This is a genomic window from Streptomyces malaysiensis subsp. samsunensis (assembly GCF_024519315.1).
Taxonomy (GTDB): domain Bacteria; phylum Actinomycetota; class Actinomycetes; order Streptomycetales; family Streptomycetaceae; genus Streptomyces; species Streptomyces malaysiensis.
This window is the reverse complement of record NZ_JANIIC010000113.1, coordinates 1-18417: the sequence shown is the minus strand read 5'-3', so window position 1 is coordinate 18417 and position 18417 is coordinate 1. Positions and strand designations below refer to the sequence as shown.

Here is an 18417-nt window from a genome sequence, read left to right as displayed (position 1 = left end):
AGCCCTCATGCCCCTGAACACAGGCAACACGCAGACCTAACGGAGTCCTACTAGTTGAGAGGGGGACTCGATGATGCCGGAAGCGATCACAGCCCTAGAGGCTACGGGGGGCCGGGACACTCGTATCAGCCATGGCCTCGGATGCCTGGCAGACGGGCCGCAACGGGGTCGTCCGCCTGTTCCAGCGAAGGGGAGACGCACAGCGGGTTTCTCACGAAGGGCAGTTGGACCACCACGCGACGCTGGTCGAGTGGACGGGCGATCCGGATCAGGCCAGACAACTGATCGTAGGGCAGCGGCAGTTGGAGCTTGCCCAGCTGCTGACCGAGCATCCTGATGCCGAATCGGAGCTCCGTCGCCTCGTTGAGGAGATACAGAGCGAGTTCCCCAAGGGCGGGAAGAACTGGGTGATGACCAACTTTTCCCGTGATCACGGAACGGCGTACGGGGCGATGGGGGGAAACGTCATTCACCGCCACCGGGGAATGCCATCGGACCCTCCCACCGGTGAGGACCAGCGGCAGTGAGGCCGGGTGCGGATGGCGCGGGGTGGGATGCTCTGCAGGAGATCAGGGTCGAGTCCGGATACGCCTACGGCACGATCGGCGCCGACATCCATGTCTTCGGTAACGGTACGCCTGTGTACCGCCTCTTCGAGCATCAGCCGGTCACCGCCCTGGACACCGAGTGGCTGCGGGCCCAGCCCTCCCGGAGGCTCGACTCACGCTCCGCGGTGGTCGACTTCGCGGGACGCGACGAAGAGTTACGGGCGCTGGTCGCGTGGCGTGACACCGGGCAGCGGCTCGCCGTCCGCTGGCTGCACGGCGAAGGCGGACAGGGCAAGACCCGACTCGCCCTCCAACTGGCCTCCGATGCCAGCGCCAGGGGCTGGAAGGTCGTGGACGCGGTCCACGGCACCGACACCCACCCCCCTGCGGAGCTCAAGCAGGACCTGCGTCTGGACGGACATGCGGGGGTGCTCGTTCTCGTCGACTACGCGGACCGCTGGCCCGTCTCCCACCTGAGCTGGCTGTTCCACAACCGGCTGCTGCAGAAGGACGTTCCTGCCCGGATCCTGCTCCTGGCCCGGTCGGTCGACCAGTGGCCGGCGGTCCGCGGGAGGCTGAACCGGCTGAGGGTGAATGCCGACCCCTCCGACCAGTACCTGGCCCCGATTCCCGAGGCCGGAGAACAGCGAGAGCATCTGTTCAGCGCCGCGCGTGACAGCTTCGCCCGGCACTACCGGCAGATCACACGGCCGGAAAGGATCAGTCCCCCGGATGCACTGAACGATACGGAATTCGGGCTGACCCTGGCAGTGCTGATGGCCGCCCTCGTAGCCGTGGACGCAGCGGCCCACGACCGGCGAGCCCCGGCCGGAATGACTGGACTCACCGCCTACCTGCTCGACCGCGAGCACGAGAACTGGGAGCAGCTCTACGAGACTTCCGGGGCGGGGTCCGGCTACCGCACGCCTCCGGCGGTGATGGCACGCATGGTGTTTCTGGCCAGCCTCATCGGCCTCAGCCATCGAAGCTATGCGGAGCCGCTGATCGGGGTGGTGAGCGACGAGATCCCGCCCGAGGTACTACTCGCCGACCACTCCGTCTGTTACCCGTCCACAGAGCTGTTCCCGGAGGGGGTGCTCCAGCCTCTGCTTCCGGACCGCCTCGCCGAGGACTTCCTGGCACTCACCCTGCCGGGCAGCCCCGTCACCGCCTACCCCACGGACCGCCTGTCCGGCGCTGTCTGCAGGACCTTCCTGGAGCCCCTCTCTGACGCTCTTCCGCGGAACTGGATCATGCGTGCAGTCACCTTCCTCGCCGCTGCGGCCGCCCGATGGCCGCACGTCGGCGCCGGGTACCTATATCCGATGCTCAGAGCGCACCCTGAAGTCGCCGCTCATGCGGGCAGCACCGCTCTTCTGCAGCTGGCCTCTGTGGAAGACGTGGACCTGGACATGCTGACCATGGTCGACGACACGATCGAGGATCTCAGCGGAGAGCTGGCGCGGTTCGACTTGGCCACCGGAGCCGTGGCCACGTGTGACCGGGTCACCCCACGGCGGCTGGAGGCCACATCCGCCCCGGACGAGCGGATGCGGCTGCTGAACAGGCTGGGGCTGCGGATGCTGCACGCCGGGCGCCCGTCCGACGCGATTCGGCCCCTGGAAGACGCGGTGGACCTCGGGAGGCGGAGCATGGCGGAGGCTGACCCTTCCGTGCTTCCCCTCCAGAGCAAAGCCCTGATCCGACTGAGCCGAGCGCTGATGGACACCGGGCAACTGCGCTTCGAGGCATTTGCCCTGTCCGCCGAGGCCGCCCAGGTCTCCCGGGCACTTGTCGACGCCGGCTCGGACAGCCAACTGCTCATCCTCGCGGAATGCCTCTCGACCGCCAGCGACAACGCCGATGCCCTGGGGCGGGGTGAGACGGCACTGGAATTCATCGATGAGGCCGTCTCCATCTATCAGTTTCTCCGGGAGACTTCGCATGACTCCGTGCTGCCGCAGCTCGCTTCGGCGCTGAACGCGCTGGGAAGGCGACTGCGTTCACTCGGCCGGATCCAGGAGTCGGCGCGTCCGACCTTCGATGCGATGGAGATTCGCGGGGAACTCGCCAAATCCGACTTTCCAACCCACTTCGCCGACAATGTGCGCTCAATGATTGACTTCGGTATCTGTACGGCTGAGATGGGCCTGTCGGATCAAGCTCTCAATTCGTTTAACATGGCAACTGGTTTCCTGCGTAAGTTGATTGAGGTCCGACCGGGTCTTCTTCCCGATCTGGCCGACGGACTGGAATGGACTGGACGGCAACTCGCCGAGGCAGGGCGGACGGACGAAGCGCTCGTCGTCACCGAGGAGGCGGTGGCGATCCGCCGGAAGGAGTGGGACACCGACTCGACCAACGCGGAAGCGCTGGCGAACTCGCTGCATATGCTCGCGCTCCGGCTTGACGAGTGCGGGCGCACGGACGAAGCCGCCGATGCCGCGGGGCATGCCTTCTCGATCCGTTGGGCCTTGGCGAACGTCGTACCGGAGATGTACTCCTTCGGCGCCATCGCCCTGGACCTGGGCCTGAGAGGACGCCTCCTGCGACGGCTGGGGCGGCTGGACGAGGCGGAGACCGAGCTCATGAACGCCCGTGCTGGGCTACGCGACTTGCCGGACCAGCAGCTGACTCCGCGATTGCCGGAACGCCTTGCCGGCATCCTTGACGAGTTAGCCGGTGTACTTCACGAACTCGGCAAGCCACACGAAGCACGAGACATCGCTGCAGAGGCTGCGACAATGCGACGGCGAACCCCACCGCCGCCCTCGCAGCGCCGTCGACGTGTGTACTCACCCTCGAGGGAATTCCAACGGCCGGACGAAGCAGAGACCGGGGAATTGGCGACCCGTCTCACCCTGAAAACCGCGATCCTCGTACACCGCCCATTGGCTGAGAAGGAGCCGGACCGGTACCTGCCCGCACTCGCCGTAGCCCTGCACAACCTCGGACGACATCAGCTCCGCAACGACGAGAGACCGGACGATGCCATCACATCGCTCCGGGAGTCATGTGGCGTCTTCCGAGAGCTCTCCCAGAACAACATATTCCATGTGCCACAACTGGCCCTCATCTTGAACAATCTCGGGTCCGCCCTGTACCAAATCGACCGCCACGAGGAAGCCCTGGCCCCCAGTCTGGAATGCGTCGAGCTGTACCGCAGGCTGGAGAAGGGAAATCCCTCCGAATTCCGCCCAGATCTCGGGGCAGCCTTGAGTAACCTCGGCCGACGGCTGGAGAAACTCTCCCGGCGCGGCGAGGCACTCGCCGCCTTCGAGGAGGCGCTCGAGGTGTTCCGTCGACTCGCGGCCGACGACCCCGACCGGCATCTCTCGCCGCTGGCCGACACTCTCACCCGCGTTTCCGACCTGCTGTCGGCGGCAGGCCGCCTGGAGGATGCGATATCGCCGCAGGAGGAGGCCGTCGGAATCCTCCGGCAGCTCGCGCGGGATGAGCCGACACACGTACCTGGCTTGGCGGCCGGCCTGAACAACCTGGGCGTCCGGTTCTCCGAGGCACTCCGGCCCGCCGACGCCATCGCTCCCACACAAGAGTCGCTGGAGATCCATCGCCGACTCGTCCAGGAGAATCCCCGTGAGTACATGCCCCTCCTGGCAGCCTCTCTCCTCAATATGGGCATACGGCAGTCCGCCGTCGATCGACCTGACGCTGCTGTGGAGATACTCGGGGAGGCTGTTGGCCGGTACCGGCAGCTGGTCGTTGTGGATGGTCCGGCCGCGCATGGGTCACAGCTGGCGGTATCCCTGGGCACTCTCGGCCGGCAGCTTGCGGCGCTGGGCCGGTACGAGGAGATGCTCGCCGTCAGCCAGGAGGGGCTCGATCTCTTGCGGCCGTTCGCCGAGTCCGACCCCGAAACTCATCTGCCCGAGTTCACACGTTGGCAGCTCCTCTACGCGGAGATGCGGCTGCACGCGCGGCTTGATCTGCCGTCGGCGCTTGAGGCAGCTCTCGGCGCCATAGACACGTATTGGTCGGTGGCCGAGCAATACCCCGTCTACATCCCGCTGCTGAAGCGATCCTTGACCGTACTCGCCGACATTCTCGACGCGCTCGGCAATCACACCGACGCCGCCGAATTCCGCCGCAAGCGCGAAACCATCCCAGATCCGGGCTTCTCCCGGGCTTGAGCCACGTTGCCGCGCGACCTGTACAGATGAGGTATGCGGCAAGCGCACGATCAAGAGTGCCAGCAGTAGGACCCGGGCCGGAGTCCGCTGGCGCGGCAGCCGGTCGTGGACAGCCAACTCACCAACTCAGGTGGGAGAGCGGCCACCGGTTGGCGTAGTCGACCAGAAGCAGTACCCCCACATATCTGTTGAGGCTCAGATCCTGGCTGCCTTCGGCTGGCGGGCGGGTCTCCGTGTCGTAGACAGCGTCGATCACCTTCCGCCCCGCTCTCTCGGCATCACCGGCGAGTTGCGCTCGCAGCTCCTCGTCACGGCCGGTGAAGTCGACGACCTCGGCGCGCGAGTTGAGCATCCGGCTGGGTTGCGCCCGCAGCCACTCGGTGTCCAGACCAGTGACCCGCCGATGCTCGAACAGCGAGTACAGGGGTGTCCCATCACCGACGACGTGGATGTCGGCGCCCACTGCACCGTACGCGAAGCCAGCCTCGGCCCGTACCTCCTGGTTGTGGTCCAGGGCCTGCTCGTCACCCGGCATCGGGTGTCAGTGCTGCTGACCGTCCCCACCGGCGGTGCCGGGCGCGGCGGGCATGCCTTGGTGGTAGTGGATGACGTTCCCGCCCTGCACCCCGTACACCGTCCCCTGATCACGCGCGATATTGGTCTGCACCCATCCCTGCCGACCGCTCGACGGCTGAGGGCCGATCCGGTCGACCAGCTCGCGCAGATCCCCCGCCGCCTCCGGTTGCTCGGTGAGCAGAGCGAACAGCCTGCGCCGCCATACCGGAACCAGTTCCCGGCGCGCCTCACCGGCGTCGCCGCCGTCCACGGAGCCCACCGTGCGGGCGTCCTCGTCCAGCAGCACTACCACGCCGCTCTCGCGGTCCTGGGCATGGCGCCGGAACAGCCTCGCCACGGCATCCCGGGCGCCCTGCCAGAGATCAGTACCCATCGCCGACACGAGCGTGGTTGCCCCCGTCTCAGCCAACGCCGTCAACGATTCCGCGATCACCGCTCCCTCATGACTGTTCCGACACCGGCTGTTCTCACGCCCAGCCCCTGCGGCAGGTCCTGATTTCGGGGGGTCCGCCATCGTCATGCGGCTGATCAATTCAAAGGCGAAGGCGGCCGCGTGCCGGGAGGCCACCGGCTGCCAGCGCTCGTCATGTGCCTCGCCCTTGTCCCCGAGTAGATCCGAGATGCCGCGGATCACCAGCGCGTCCAGGTGCTGATTGACATACGCGCCGGCGAGGAAGCCGAAGCCCTCCATGTCCACCGCGAGCGCGTCACCCGCACTGGCCGCGAGCCTGAGCCCGACGTCCGAGCGGTGGTGCGCCACCACCCGGCCACCCGCCGCGAGGGGTTTGACATGAGCGCGAGGGCGCGGCGCGTCGTCCCCCGGGCGGATCCGCCGCTGCCACTCGTCGCCCGCCGCCACCAGCCGGGCCAGCTGCACCAACCCGTACGCCGACTGATAGGTCTTCTGCCGGGGCAGGAACCCGGTCTCGGTGTCCTTACCGGTCTCGTAGTCGTACACCGCGTCGGCGGCCACCACATCGCCCAGCGCGACATCCTTGACGCCGCCCGCCACCCCCACGAACAACACCGCCCGGGGCGCGAAGAGCGCCGCCGCCCGCTCGACCGAGGCCGCGGCACCCGGATTCCCGGGGCCCGTCATATGGATGGCGACCGTCCGCGCCCCGGACCCCTCGCGGAACGCACCCAGCTCGAACAGCGCGCCCCGCTCCGCCTGGACCGGACGCGGATCCTCCAGTTGGGCCCGGACCGCCCGGTACTCGACCTCCAGCGCGGTCAGGACCACCACATCGGCCCGCACCGCACCCCCATTGCCGCTTGCACCCATGGATCCCCCTTGCACTGCCTTTGCCCACACCTTACGGACACCGACTAAATCCACGTGGTTCTGTGCACGAGAACGGCTCTGGCTCACCCGTCGGAATGCTGCCCGGCCGGGAAACGTCGACCTCACGCTCATGCACAGGTCCCTGGCGATGACCGCGTTCTTCTCATTCCGCACGACCCGGTCAGTCCGCAGTGCCTTCGTTTGTTTCGCCCCTAAAGAGCACAGTGCCATGACGTCAACGGATCACAGTCAATGTACAGCCTGGTGTGGAATCAATGAGCGTGCCGCAGTTCGTCGGGTTCCTCGGGCATCCCGGTCGTGTTGTATGCCGCGAGCCAACCGGCGGCGAAGCGGTCGCCGCGGGTGAAGACCGCAGCCCCCCGTCGGCCCGACGACGGGTCGTCGGAGGCCGCGAGTGGGTAGCCGAGCCGGGTCGGGGTACCGTCCGACACGTACCGGGCTGTCGTCGCACCGTCCCAGAGACAGATAGTCGCACCGTACGGCGCGTCGACTCGCACAGAGCGGGAGTGTGGGACGAACACGGAGCCGGTGGCCCGCTGCTTCAGCAACGCCCGGTAGCGTTCCGGCGAGAGCGCGCTGTCGCGCGGCGGGGTGGTGCCCGTCCAGTCCGGGGCGCCGATCCCCCGGTCCAGAGCTGCACGCCACATCCGCGGTACGAGGCGTTGGGCGAGCTGCGGCGTGGCCATCCGCCCACACATCCACAGCAGCCGTCCAGCCCCGCGGCCAGGGCCGAGCGTGCGCCAGCGGATGCGCTCAGCGAGATCCGCAGCCACCACAGCCGCCCACGGGTGGACAGTGCCGAGTTCTCCCTGGGCTCCCAGCCAGGCCAGATAGCGCTGGGCCTCGTCCAGGATGCCGGTCAAGCTATCGGCCGGAATGCCGAGGACGTAGCCGCCGCGCGTGACGAACACCTGCGGACTGTTGGCGACCAGCAGCAGCACCGCGCGGGCCAGGTCCCCCGGCCTCAGCCCTTCATCCCGGTCCGGTGGCTCCCCGTCATGCTCCAGCCGCTCCGCCCGACCATCGTGGCTCAGCACCCGCCGCAGGGTGGCGCGCGTCCGGTCGCTGAAGACGGCTTCCGCCAGTACGGGCAGTCGATTGGTCAGCAGCGCTGTCAATAACTGCTCGGCATGGACCGGATCCTCCGGTACGGGCAGTTCGCGCATCCCTTCGGCCAGTTCGTACGCCAGAACGGAATCAACCATGAAGCGGCTGGTCAGCGTGCCCAGTTCGGTCGCTTCCAGGAACTCCGTGGCCTGCGGTCCGGGAGCGGTGCGCAGGAAGCCGGACTCCGCCAGGTAGCGCACGGCGTCATGGAGCGGTTCCACGCTGTCGTGGCCCTGGTGGAAGGCGAACGTCCCGGTCCACCAATCCTCGGCCTCCTCCAGCGAGCTCACCCGCCCCTGTACCACCTCGGCAAGGACGTGGTCGGGCAACCGGTCGCCGATCCGCGAGCGCACGGTGTAGCCAGCGGTTAGCCGGGCCTGCCACTGCGGGCGCTCCGTTTCGTCCGCCAGCAAGAAGGCCCAACCCTCCCGCTCACCCGCGCCCACCCGCCCGGCGCGGCCGAACATCTGCTGCACCATAGACACTTCGATCCGGGCCTGGCCGAGCCGGACGTCGCGCACGATGACAGCGCGGGCGGGGAGGTTCACCCCGGCCGCCACGGTGGAGGTCGTCACCAGGACATTGGTCTCGCGGGCCCGGAACGCCCGCTCGGCCTCGCGTTTGAACGGCCAGTCCCGGTAGTGCAGGCCCACTCCGGCGCTGCCGCACAGCCGCTGGACGAGCTCCGTGTCGTCCGCGTCGACGCCACGGGTCGGTACGCCTCTGTCCGCGGCGAGGGCGAGCGCCGTGGCGCGCACCCCGCGCTTGCTGCTGCAGAAGACGAGCACGCTGCCTCCCTCGTCGGTGACGGCCCGCGCCAGCCGCACGGCTGCGGCTGTGCGCGCGGTGGCCGCCCGCGTGGACCATTCGCCGTCACGCGATGCGGGGAGCATGGGGATCTGCCAGGTCAGCCGGGTGGGCCGCCATGAGGTACGGATCAGCCGGGCCCCCAGCCAGTCGGCGACCTCGTCGGCGTTGGCCACGGTCGCCGACAGTCCGACGATGCGCGTCTGGGCACTGTCCTCGCGCACCCGCGTGAGGACCGCTTCGAGTACCGCGCCGCGCGCCGGATCACCGAGCAGATGGATCTCGTCAACGATCAGGCAGCCGACCTCGGCGAGGGCGCCGCCCAGCGATCCGTTCCGGCAGATCGCCTCGAACTTCTCGGTGGTGGCGACCCAGACGTGAGCCTCGCGGATGAGTTGGGTGTCGACGGCGTATTCGCCCGTCAGCCGGACGACTTCGAGTCCGTGCCGCCGCCAGTTCTCCAGTTCCCGGTCGAGTTCATCGGTCAGCGACCGTTGGGGGACCAACCAGGCCGCCTTGCGCCCGCGGGCATGGGCGCGCAGCGCGGCGACCATGCCGATCGGTGTCTTGCCTGCACCGGTCGGGGCGACGACGACCAGATGGTCGTCGCTCTCCATCACCGCCGGGACGGCGTCAACCTGGGCCGGATTGAAGGTGGGGTGCGGCAGCAGGCGGATCCAGTCCTCGGGGACGAGGTCGGTCACCGGTACATACGGGGTGTCGTCGGCGGCCGGAATGTCCTCCAAGGCGTCCCATTGGGCCTCAAACGCGTCCCGGGCCGCATGCGCGCCAGGACCAGCGACAGGCGCGGGCGGCATCGGGGAGCCCATATCCGGAAACGTCCGGTCCGGATGGGCCAAGAGCTCCGTAAAGGTGCCGAAGTCGGCTATGGTGCCGACCTGTTCACTCTCTGTCCAATGCCGGACGCAGCGGAACGGCAAGTCCCGGTCGGCCAGGTGGGTGCGCAGGTCGTCGAAGGCGGGACCCTCGGGGAGGATGACCCGGACGTCGTCCGCCTCCGATACCGCCCCCTCGGGCGGTCGCCAGGCCGGGTCGGTCACCTTGCACCACAGCAGGCGGCGCTCTTCGGGCTCCGTCGCCATCGGCAGATCCGCGGGCCAGGCGGGGCCGGGAGAGGCGTAGATTGGGGTGATAGTGACCCCGGGCTCCGTGGGGCACGGGCCGAGGCGCAGGGACGAGGCCCTTGCCACCGGCGTAGGTGTGGTCACCCTGCGCCACAGGGCCGCCGACTCCCTCCCTCGTCCCGTGTCCTTCGCCTCCGCGGAGCCGTGTGTCCCCGAACTCTGTGTCCCCGTCGAAGGCCCCGCATCCGCCGCCTCGGGCCGCGCACACAGCTTGTCGTAGGTCTTCACGCCCAGATCGGCGAGGGTGTATGCCGCTGGACAGACTGGGCAGACAACGGCCACGTAGCGATAGACCCGCCCGGCTGACTCATAAGGCCTGCGGAGCGAGTGCATCCGTCCGTCGCACTCCGGGCAGGCGCGCTGCACCTCCTCCTCGTAGCTCCATCCCCGTTCGGTGAAACGCGCTATGAGCGGGCCGTCGTCCAGGACGACGCCCCAGCGCTCCCGCACGACCTCCACAACGCTCTGGCCGAACTCGGCCGCGTCCCCCACTAGTCCCCCTCTGTCCACGGTGTTCAGTCGACGATGATGCCGCGATAGCAGTGATCATGCTGCCAGCCAGGTTGGATCCCGTATCCGCAGTAGCAGAGCCCGGACCGGGCGGGCTTGCCCTCCGAGCGGCGGCGCAGCGCGACCGTGAGCGGCTGCCGTGCGAGCCAGGTCTGGGCGTCCTCGCCCTCCCACCGGCCGAGCGACTCGGGGGAGGCACCGAGCCCGTCCGCCAGCTTCTCGAAGAGGACGTCAGCCTGCCGCAGCAGGAAACGGAGCACGTTCCCGCAGTATCGGGAGTCCATGTCGTCAAGGCGGTGACGGCGGTCCTGGGCGTCCTGCCAGACCTCGTCCTGGTTGAGGAGAGTCACATAGTGCTCCTCCAGCGTCCAGGTCCTGCCGTCCTCCTCGGGCACACCACTCAGCCGGTCCCGTACAACCTGGTGCGCCTCGCACGCTTCGCGCAGCGGTTCCTCGAACTCGGAGGGACGTCCCGCCGCGAGCCGCCGGTAGATCTCCACGACCTCTCCGGTGACGGCCAGGGCCTCCTTCCCCTGCCCGCTCTGTGCAAGGCAGGTGCCGAGGGAGGCAAGGATCTCGGCCAACAGGGGCTCGTGGGCGGCGGGGTTGACCGCCACCAGCCGTTGGCCGATCTCGACCGCCTCCCGCAGGGCGCTCAGCGCGCCATCGCGGTGGCGCGCGCCCCATCGGAAGGTCGCGAGATTGCTCAGTGCCGTCGCCAACCCCGCCTCGTCCATCGCTATGGATCGTGTGAGGTCGGGACCGTCCATCGCGGGCCCGGCGGCAGCCACGAGCCGCCGGATGATCTCGACCGCCCGCTCCGCGGCGGTGACGGCCTCCGGCCAACGGCGCAGCTTCCAGGAGTAGACGGCCGCGTTGGTCAGCGCCATCGCCAGACCCGGCTCGTAGAGCGCGGGGGCGGTCGCGGCGAGCCGCTGGAAGATCCCCATGGCCCTCTGGGTGGCAGCCAGGGCCTCCTCCGGCTTCCGCGCCTCCGACATGCCTTGGCCGAGGTGAGACAGGGAGAGCGCGAGGCCGGGTTCGTACGCCGTAGGATCGGCGGCGGCCAGGCCCTCGAAGATGCCGACTGCCTCCTCGGCGGCTCGGCGGCTCGCTTCCTTGCGGTCCGTCTGGAAGGCGCACTCGCTCAGATCGGCCAGTGCGGCAGCGAGGGCGGGCTCGTACGTCGCCGGGGCGGCGGCCGCCAGCCGACGGAAAATGCCTACTGCCTTCTCGGTGGCGGCCACTGCCTCCTCGCGATGCCCCGCCCGCAACATCCTGAACCCGAGGTCCTGGTACAGACGGGCGTGTTCGGCAGGGTCGTCGGTGGCGGCGAGCCGATGGCCGGTGAGGCGCTGGGTGAAGGCAGCAACCCCGGCGTCGAGGTCCACCTGACCGTGGCGGGGAATGTGCGCGTCCACAGCCTCCAGAACCGCGGCGTCGAGGTCGAGGGAGGCGAGTGCGGTCAGGGCCGCACCGCCGGCGGCGACGGCCAAGGCGGGATCCGCGCGCAGCAGGGATTCCAGGTGCCGGATGGCGTGCGGCCAGCGGTGCGGCGCCGCCGCAGAGGCCAGGAAGGTCAGGGCACGGGCGAGGTGTGCGGGCGGTGAGCCCTGCGCGTCGCGGGCGACGAGTCTGCCAGTGGTGTCGACCGCCCAGGGGGCAGTGGGGTAGCCAGTCGCCTCGTGCCCGGGGAGGCTCAGGGCCAGGAAGTCCTCGGCGAGCCGGTCGGGGTAGAGCGGTTCCAGGACGGCGCCGGGCTCCTGCGGCGGGTAACAGGTGGTGTGATCGACCAGCAGCCGACCGGGGCGCTCCAGACCCAGACGGCTCAGCAACGCCATGCCCTCTGGGTGTGCGACGGCCCCGGTGAGCGTGGCGGTGAAGACCACTTGGCTCATTGCGCTGGGCGGAGTCTCGTAGTCCAGGCCCTCCAGCCGGTTCTCGTAGAGCTGGGTCCAGTGCCTACGTTCGCGGCCTAGAAGATAGGCGGACAGGCCCGCCATGTCGCTAGGGGCGCTGCTTCCCCGAATGTGGGCGTCGACGGCCACCAGTGCGGCCATGTGCAGGGCGAGGATCAGCCCGAAGTCCGGTCGGTCCAGGTAGTCGGGCGGATCGATGACGGATGGGTCGACGAGTCCGTAGCGGGCGGCGAAGCAGTTCCGGGCCACAGTGAACATGGCCTGACGCTCGCCGAGTTCACCGGTCCGGTTCGCCAGCGGTCGCAGCGCGTGGTCGCCGGCCCCCACCGCAGCGTCCTCCAGCGCGGCGCGTACGGCGGGCCAGGGGGCGACCGAGCGGGCCAGCAACAGCAGCCGGGTCGGCAGTGGCCGGTCGAGCAGCTTATTGCTGAACAGCCAGGTCAGATGGGACAGGGGCCAGCGGTCGGCGTAGTCGATGACCAGCAGCAGCCCAGCGGCACCGTCGAGTCGCAGGTCCTGACTTCCCAGGTGTGGCTGGATCACACCGGAACCATGGGTGGCCATGACGACCTTCCAGCCCGCCGCGGCGCTCTCGGCGGCGAACTGGGCCGCCAGCCGGGTCTTACCCTGCCCGCCGGGACCGTGCAGCCAGGTGGCCGCGGCGCGCGGACCGCCACCGTCCCGCCACGCGGCCAGCTCAGCCCGCTCCTGGTCGCGGCCGGTGAAGTCCACGATCTGGAAGCGGGCGTTGAGCAGGCGACTGGGCTGGGCGGCGAACCATGCGGTGTCCTGGTCTGTGAGAACGGAAGCCGGGCGGTGCTCGGAGAGCAGATAGACCGGGCCCCGGTCGGGGAAGACATGCAGATCGGCACCGATGACGCCGTACCCGAACCCGTTGTCGACGCGGACGACCTGTCGGGTTCCTGGGCCCGCATGGCTCACTTGGCGTCTCCGTTGCCGCCTCCCGGGCCGGGAGGGGCCTGGTGCACGATGACGTTGCCGCCTTGGACCGCGAAGACCTGCCCGCCGTCTTTGGCAATGTTGTTCTGCACCCACGCGCGCTGCGTCTCTGGCAGCCGCTTCCGGAGCTCGCTGATCAGTTCACGCAGTTCATCGACGGCGTCCGGGTGCTGGCCCAACAACGATTCCAGCTCCAGCAACCACACCGGGAGGAGGCTTTGGCGCACCCGTTCGGCGTCGTCCGCCCGTGCGACCAAGGCCGCGTGGCTGTCCAGCTGGGCCTCGATGGCTGTCTGCTGGTCTTCTCCCCGACGACGGAACAACCTCGCGACTCCACCGCGCGCGGCTATCCAGGAATCGGTGGCCATTGCCCCGACCACCATGGTTCCCCCGGCCAGAATCAGTTCCTCCAGCATCCTGCCCCCGCCCTACGCTCCCATGAACGCTGCCGTATACGGATATTGTCCATGGCGAGATCGAGTCTCGCCCTCGGACCCTCCTTCTTGGGCCGTGGGAAGATCACGGGGCCAAAGACTCCGTGATCCCGCTTGGCCGCGGCCACCGCCGGAGTCGAAGCGCAGGGTGACAGTCCCTTCGGGGGGACGCTGCTTCGCTGACCAACTTCCGTCCTGGGGGACGGGGACCAAGCGAACGGGCGAGGTCCTGGGCTGAACGGTCGTCCCTGCGGACCGACTATCGCGCATCGGTCGACATCCGAGTCGGGCTACGCGGGGTACCCGGTGCCGCGGAGCAGAGGTGGACTGAGCAGCCATGCGGCCCCCCGGCGGTAGAGGCTGGCCGGACGCCCAGTGGGGGGCAGCCGCCGCTCCCCCGTGGGCTGCACAAAGCCCTCGGTGTTGAGCACTTTGCGGCGGAAGTTGCTCGGGTCCAGATAATGCCCCCAGATCACTTCGTAGACGGTGCGCAGCTCGCTCAGGGTGAACGTCTCTCCGCAGAAGGCCGTGGCGACCGCGGTGTACTCAAGCTTTCCGCGGATCTCCTCCAAGGCGTCCGCGAGGATGGCTGAATGGTCGAACGCCAGCTCCTGCGTCCCGTTGATCAGCTGTGACACGGGAGCCCAGTAGGCGCGCTTGGCATCGGTACCGCCCACAGGGGTGGGAAGTTCCCGCCCCAGTGCGAGATAGGCGATCGTGACCACCCTCCCTCTCGGGTCACGTCCAGGATCCCCGTAGGCGCCGAGCTGCTCCAGGTGCAGCCGGCTGCCGTCGATCCCGGCCTCCTCCCAGAGTTCACGCAACGCTCCCTCGCGCAAGGTCTCGGCCTTCTGGACGTAGCCGCCGGGCAGCGCGGGCCGACCGAGGAAAGGCTCCACCCCACGCTCGATCAGGAGCACCATCAACTGATCGCCTCTGACGGTGAAGATCGCCAGGTCCACGGTCACCCACGATGCCTCCACCTCAGTGGAGTCTTTCAGCCAGTCATCCACCAGAACCCCTAAAGGTCACATTGACTTAAACGTCTTTGACACTTATGGTCTCATGCACCATAACTCTCCGAGGCAGAGGCCCAGCGTGATCACCTCCCATGCGCCACCCGCCGAGGCAGCGGCCGGTGAACCCACCGCTGCCACCCGCCACTTATGCACTGGCGTGTACGTGGACGAACGATTTCGCGACCTCGTGATCGACAAGGTGTGCACCGCGCCGCACCGAAGGGTCGCCCCCTCCTACGGATTCGACGTTGTACCCGTCATGCGCCACGCGTGGCGGGCCGCCACACTGAGCGCGCTCCTTCGGGTGACAGTGGTGGGGGCAGTGGTCGTCCCGGCCTTTTCGGGCGCCCTGCCCGCCACCGTCCTCGTCACCTGCGGCCTCGGCCTCTTATGGCTGCTCCGTCTCGCCACGCTGCTGCGGGACGCCGAACGGAAGCCGGGGCCCGGACGGAAGTCCAAACGCCACGGCCTGGGGTCGGCACGAGAGCATCGCCACCTCCTCAGGCTGCTCTTCCCCCGGAGGCATTCGGAGAAGGCGCGCGCGCTCAGGCGCATTGGTAGCGCCGCCCTCTCCCTGACGCTGGCCAGCCTGGTCATCGCGCTTGCCTATCCTGACGACGCCACGACGGCCCTCCGCGTGGCCGCGGGAATCACGCTCATGTGCCTCGTCGTCGGAGCCGCACGTCAGCTAATGCTCAATCACATCATGCGTGCGTCAACTCTTCGACCCACACGCCTGTCGGCCCGGCAACGGACCGCGGACGTACAGCAGCGAGATGTCTGTGCCGTATACCGCCGTCCCCGTCACAGCGAGGACGAGGACGACGACCTCACCATGTTCACGCTCTTCGGGGACGAGTCACCGTTCATCGGAGCCGGTGAACTCGTTTACCAGTGGAACCCGCCGATGAGCATCCAGTTGCTGCGACCCAGTGACGACGACAAAGCGCCGCTCCATGAACGCGAGCACCTCGTACCGCCCTTTCAGGCGCACGAACTGGTGGAATACCTACGCGAGTCGGTTCAACTGCTGGACACAGACGGGCAGGACGTCCGGCTTCACGCACAGGTCCGCGACCGCGTCTACGTGGCTGAAACCGATGTGGCGGTGGATCGTTCTCTCCTTCCGCAGGAGTTCCACGACGCCGACCTGCGCATCATCATCAACACACCCGGATCCAAGCAGCACCACTTCCTTGAAGTCACCATGCCCGCCGAGGGATCGGAGTTCGTCGCAACCGTCCTGTTACATATCAGCCTTCAGGGACGCACCTTGAGCATCTCCACGGCAGCGTGCGTCCTCGCCCATACGCCGAGGTCCTTCCAGCGCACCGAAGAATTCGGCCACCACGGCGCCACAGCCGTCATCTGGGCGGCATTCCGCGAACTGGCCACATTGCCGTCGGAGATACAGCGCTCATGGCGGATCATTCGGTACCTCTACACCTTGGGCAAGGCAGCCATACTCCCCCGCGACCTCACCTCCACACCCATCCGCAACGTCCTGATCGGCAGTCAGGTAAGCATACGGGAAAGGTCAGCCCAGGCATGGTCCAAGATCCAGCTGGAGAAGACCGACATCCTGGGCCGAATGAAGACGATTGAGCAGCGCCTGCTTCGGGCCGCCAGCGATTTTCTGCACACCCGGGGAGTGGACATATCCGAGTTCAACGATCGCGCACTCAAAATCATCAATAGCGGCATCTTCAATTTCGGCGACAACAACAACTTCAACAACAACGCCGTCGGAAGCGCAGCTCAGGTCGGCGCTCCCGCAAACCAGTCAGCAGGCCCCAACAACCCCAGCGGTGGAGGAAGTCAGTGATCACCAATCGAGGCATCGCCAGCCACGGCGACAACAACAACTTCAACAACAACGCCGTCGGAGAGCACGCCCATGTCTCCGTTGCCGCCCCCTCCCACAACACGGGGGCTCCCGCCGCCGGGGCGCCCGACGAACGAACCGTTGGATGGGACGTCGGGGTGGTTACGATCCTCAGTGAGGAACTGCGAGCCGTGGCGGATGAGTTGAGGCTGGAGCGCCACAAGGAACCTGGCGGGCTGTACTTCTACCGGGGAAAACACACCTCTCCTGAAGCGACCGTCCGCATCGTGGCCACCCAGAGCCAGAGCCAGGGGCAACGGTCGGCGATGGCTGCCCTGGAAAACCTGCGTCGCCATTACGAACCGCGACTGTGGGCCCTGGTCGGTGTGGGCGGCGGCATCCATGACAAGCACGCCCGCATCGGCAACGTCATCGTCTCCACCGACATCGTCTACTACGAGAATCGCAAGATCAATCCGCGTGGGGACATCCGACGTCGTGGAGAGCACCGGCAGGCGCCGGCACCGGTTGTCCACGCGGTGAACGCCTTTTTTGCCGATCACGGAACCCCAGCACGCCTACACGGTCAGCTCTCTACGCACGCCTCGGAGGAGTTCGATGTCTACCCGGGAGTGATCGGGTCCGGCGAAGCCGTCATCGCGGACCGTGAGAGCGACATCCGGAGCTACCTTACGAGCTATCACGAGAAGGTTCTGGCAGTGGATATGGAGGCCGGCGGGCTGAGCCAGTACTGGCAGGAGAACTCCGTCTACGGCGGAATCAACCCCGGCTGGATCGTCATCCGCGGCGTGTCCGACAACGCCGATGAAGAGAAGGGCTACGGGTATCACGAACTGGCGGCACGGAATGCCGCGCATATCCTGCGGCGGCTCCTACCCTATCTCTGCTGAGCGCGAAACCAGGCAATCGAGAATCACCCAGACACGGGGAGATGGCTCGCATGACTGCTTTTCTGTTCGGAGTACTCAGCTCGCTGGCAGCCAGCGCGATCGTGCTCGTTCTCGGCCTCCTACACGGCTCACGCCCACTACGGTGGCTGGTCGCCGCCTGTTCCTGGATGCACTGGCACAGGGATCGGCCGTGTGTATCGTCATCAGTCGTCCGCCGAGCAGGACATCGCAAGCGACCTCAGCCGGGCTCGCTGGATCAAGGTCCTGGCAGGACGTGGCAACGTGCTCACCCGCGAGATCTTCTCTCCTCTGTGGTCTGGCGAGCTGTCCCCAGATTCCGTACAGATCCTGCTTCCCGACCTTAGCGCCCGAGAGGACTCCTGGCTTGACCGGCGCTCGTACGACGTGTGCCGGTTCGATCCCGGCTTCACCCCGGAGCTACTCAGAAGCCAGGTCCGGACGAACATGAACTACTTGGCCCATGCGGCCCGCGCACAACACAACTTCGCACTCCACAGCTTCAACCTCCCGAACACCTGCCGCGTGATCGCAACGGACCGGGTCGCCTACGTCACCTTCTACAGCAACTCCGCTCATGGAAGGAACTCCCCATGCCTGTACGCCCGGGCGCCCGGACTCCTGTACTCCATCGCCTTGCAGCAGTTCGACGCAGCCTGGACGGATAGCGCACCCGCACTTCCGGCGCCCCAGCCTTGACGTTACCCAGCAAGCACCCAACCTCCACAGCCCCAGGTCCCCAAGCAGACGTCTGGTGACATCAGGCCCCGCACGCCAACCACCTCGCAGCGACGCTGAGGTATGGATTCGAATTCTCCACCGTCCAGGGGCACTACGAACGCGGAGGCCTGACTGCTTACGGCGGCAAATCAGATGCTTCATGGGCGTGCGGCTAACCCGGCTGTCGCGTCGGGTGGGCACCGGGTTCCACGGCTTCGGTCGGAGTGGTGCTGCTCATAAGGACGGGGCGCTGCTGGTCACTGGGGCTCGGGAGGGTATCGAGCCGTGTCAGGGCATGGAGAACACGTCGGTCCAGCGCCAGTGCTGCGCGAAGCGGAGGATGCACCGCCGTCTGGTGATGTCCAGAAGGAAGCAACCCGTCTGGTACGGGGAAGACGGCAGAAGCAGGAACCCTTCGGGAGATCGCCAGCTGCACGAGCCGCACGGGCCATTCCGCATAC

The 18417-nt window shown here is 67.6% G+C and carries 11 protein-coding genes; 5 read left to right on the top strand and 6 right to left on the bottom strand.

All coding sequences use genetic code 11. The annotated features are described in order from the left end of the window. Positions 1 to 131 precede the first annotated feature (131 nt). Positions 132 to 527, top strand: a complete 396-nt coding sequence (locus tag NQU54_RS46175) for a hypothetical protein (RefSeq protein ID WP_257636272.1) — start codon at positions 132 to 134, stop codon at positions 525 to 527. Beyond that, positions 524 to 4699: a tetratricopeptide repeat protein gene (locus NQU54_RS46170; RefSeq protein WP_257636271.1), complete on the top strand. Its 4176-nt coding sequence runs from the start codon at positions 524 to 526 to the stop codon at positions 4697 to 4699. The genes NQU54_RS46175 and NQU54_RS46170 overlap by 4 nt, the downstream gene beginning before the upstream one ends. A 118-nt stretch (positions 4700 to 4817) precedes the next feature. On the opposite strand, the gene NQU54_RS46165 is transcribed toward NQU54_RS46170, so the two are convergent. From NQU54_RS46165 to NQU54_RS46140, 6 genes are all read right to left on the bottom strand, one after another. Beyond that, on the bottom strand, positions 4818 to 5234 hold the full coding sequence (locus NQU54_RS46165; protein ID WP_257636270.1) for a hypothetical protein: 417 nt from the start codon (positions 5232 to 5234) through the stop codon (positions 4818 to 4820). Between the two features lie 6 nt (positions 5235 to 5240). Then, complete coding sequence (locus NQU54_RS46160) at positions 5241 to 6560, bottom strand: 5'-methylthioadenosine/S-adenosylhomocysteine nucleosidase family protein (protein ID WP_257636269.1); 1320 nt, start codon at positions 6558 to 6560, stop codon at positions 5241 to 5243. A gap of 272 nt (positions 6561 to 6832) precedes the next feature. After that, positions 6833 to 10150, bottom strand: coding sequence for a DEAD/DEAH box helicase (locus NQU54_RS46155; protein WP_308408548.1), 3318 nt, complete (start codon positions 10148 to 10150; stop codon positions 6833 to 6835). A gap of 5 nt (positions 10151 to 10155) precedes the next feature. Then, positions 10156 to 13011: a tetratricopeptide repeat protein gene (locus NQU54_RS49880; protein WP_257636268.1), complete on the bottom strand. Its 2856-nt coding sequence runs from the start codon at positions 13009 to 13011 to the stop codon at positions 10156 to 10158. Then, a complete protein-coding gene (locus NQU54_RS46145) occupies positions 13008 to 13445 on the bottom strand; it encodes a hypothetical protein (protein ID WP_257636267.1) in 438 nt (145 codons plus the stop codon). Before NQU54_RS46145 ends, NQU54_RS49880 begins: the two co-directional genes overlap by 4 nt. A 308-nt stretch (positions 13446 to 13753) precedes the next feature. Next, positions 13754 to 14476, bottom strand: a complete 723-nt coding sequence (locus NQU54_RS46140; protein ID WP_257636266.1) for an NUDIX hydrolase — start codon at positions 14474 to 14476, stop codon at positions 13754 to 13756. Positions 14477 to 14561: 85 nt separating this feature from the next. Here NQU54_RS46140 and NQU54_RS46135 point away from each other — a divergent pair, with 85 nt between their 5' ends. The 3 genes from NQU54_RS46135 (at position 14562) to NQU54_RS46125 (ending at position 17935) form a co-directional block, all read left to right on the top strand. Beyond that, a complete protein-coding gene (locus NQU54_RS46135) occupies positions 14562 to 16307 on the top strand; it encodes an AbeC-like domain-containing protein (RefSeq protein WP_257636265.1) in 1746 nt (581 codons plus the stop codon). Beyond that, positions 16304 to 17218: a 5'-methylthioadenosine/S-adenosylhomocysteine nucleosidase family protein gene (locus NQU54_RS46130; RefSeq protein WP_257636264.1), complete on the top strand. Its 915-nt coding sequence runs from the start codon at positions 16304 to 16306 to the stop codon at positions 17216 to 17218. The genes NQU54_RS46135 and NQU54_RS46130 overlap by 4 nt, the downstream gene beginning before the upstream one ends. Before the next feature lie 192 nt (positions 17219 to 17410). Continuing rightward, on the top strand, positions 17411 to 17935 hold the full coding sequence (locus tag NQU54_RS46125) for a hypothetical protein (RefSeq protein WP_257636263.1): 525 nt from the start codon (positions 17411 to 17413) through the stop codon (positions 17933 to 17935). Positions 17936 to 18417 lie beyond the last annotated feature (482 nt).

Excerpts from the sequence above, each read along its gene's own strand:
- NQU54_RS46175 (WP_257636272.1), top strand. The coding sequence starts at position 132 with ATGGCCTCGGATGCCTGGCAGACGGGCCGCAACGGGGTCGTCCGCCTG.
- NQU54_RS46165 (WP_257636270.1), bottom strand. The coding sequence starts at position 5,234 with ATGCCGGGTGACGAGCAGGCCCTGGACCACAACCAGGAGGTACGGGCC.
- NQU54_RS46160 (WP_257636269.1), bottom strand. The coding sequence starts at position 6,560 with ATGGGTGCAAGCGGCAATGGGGGTGCGGTGCGGGCCGATGTGGTGGTC.
- NQU54_RS46145 (WP_257636267.1), bottom strand. The coding sequence starts at position 13,445 with ATGCTGGAGGAACTGATTCTGGCCGGGGGAACCATGGTGGTCGGGGCA.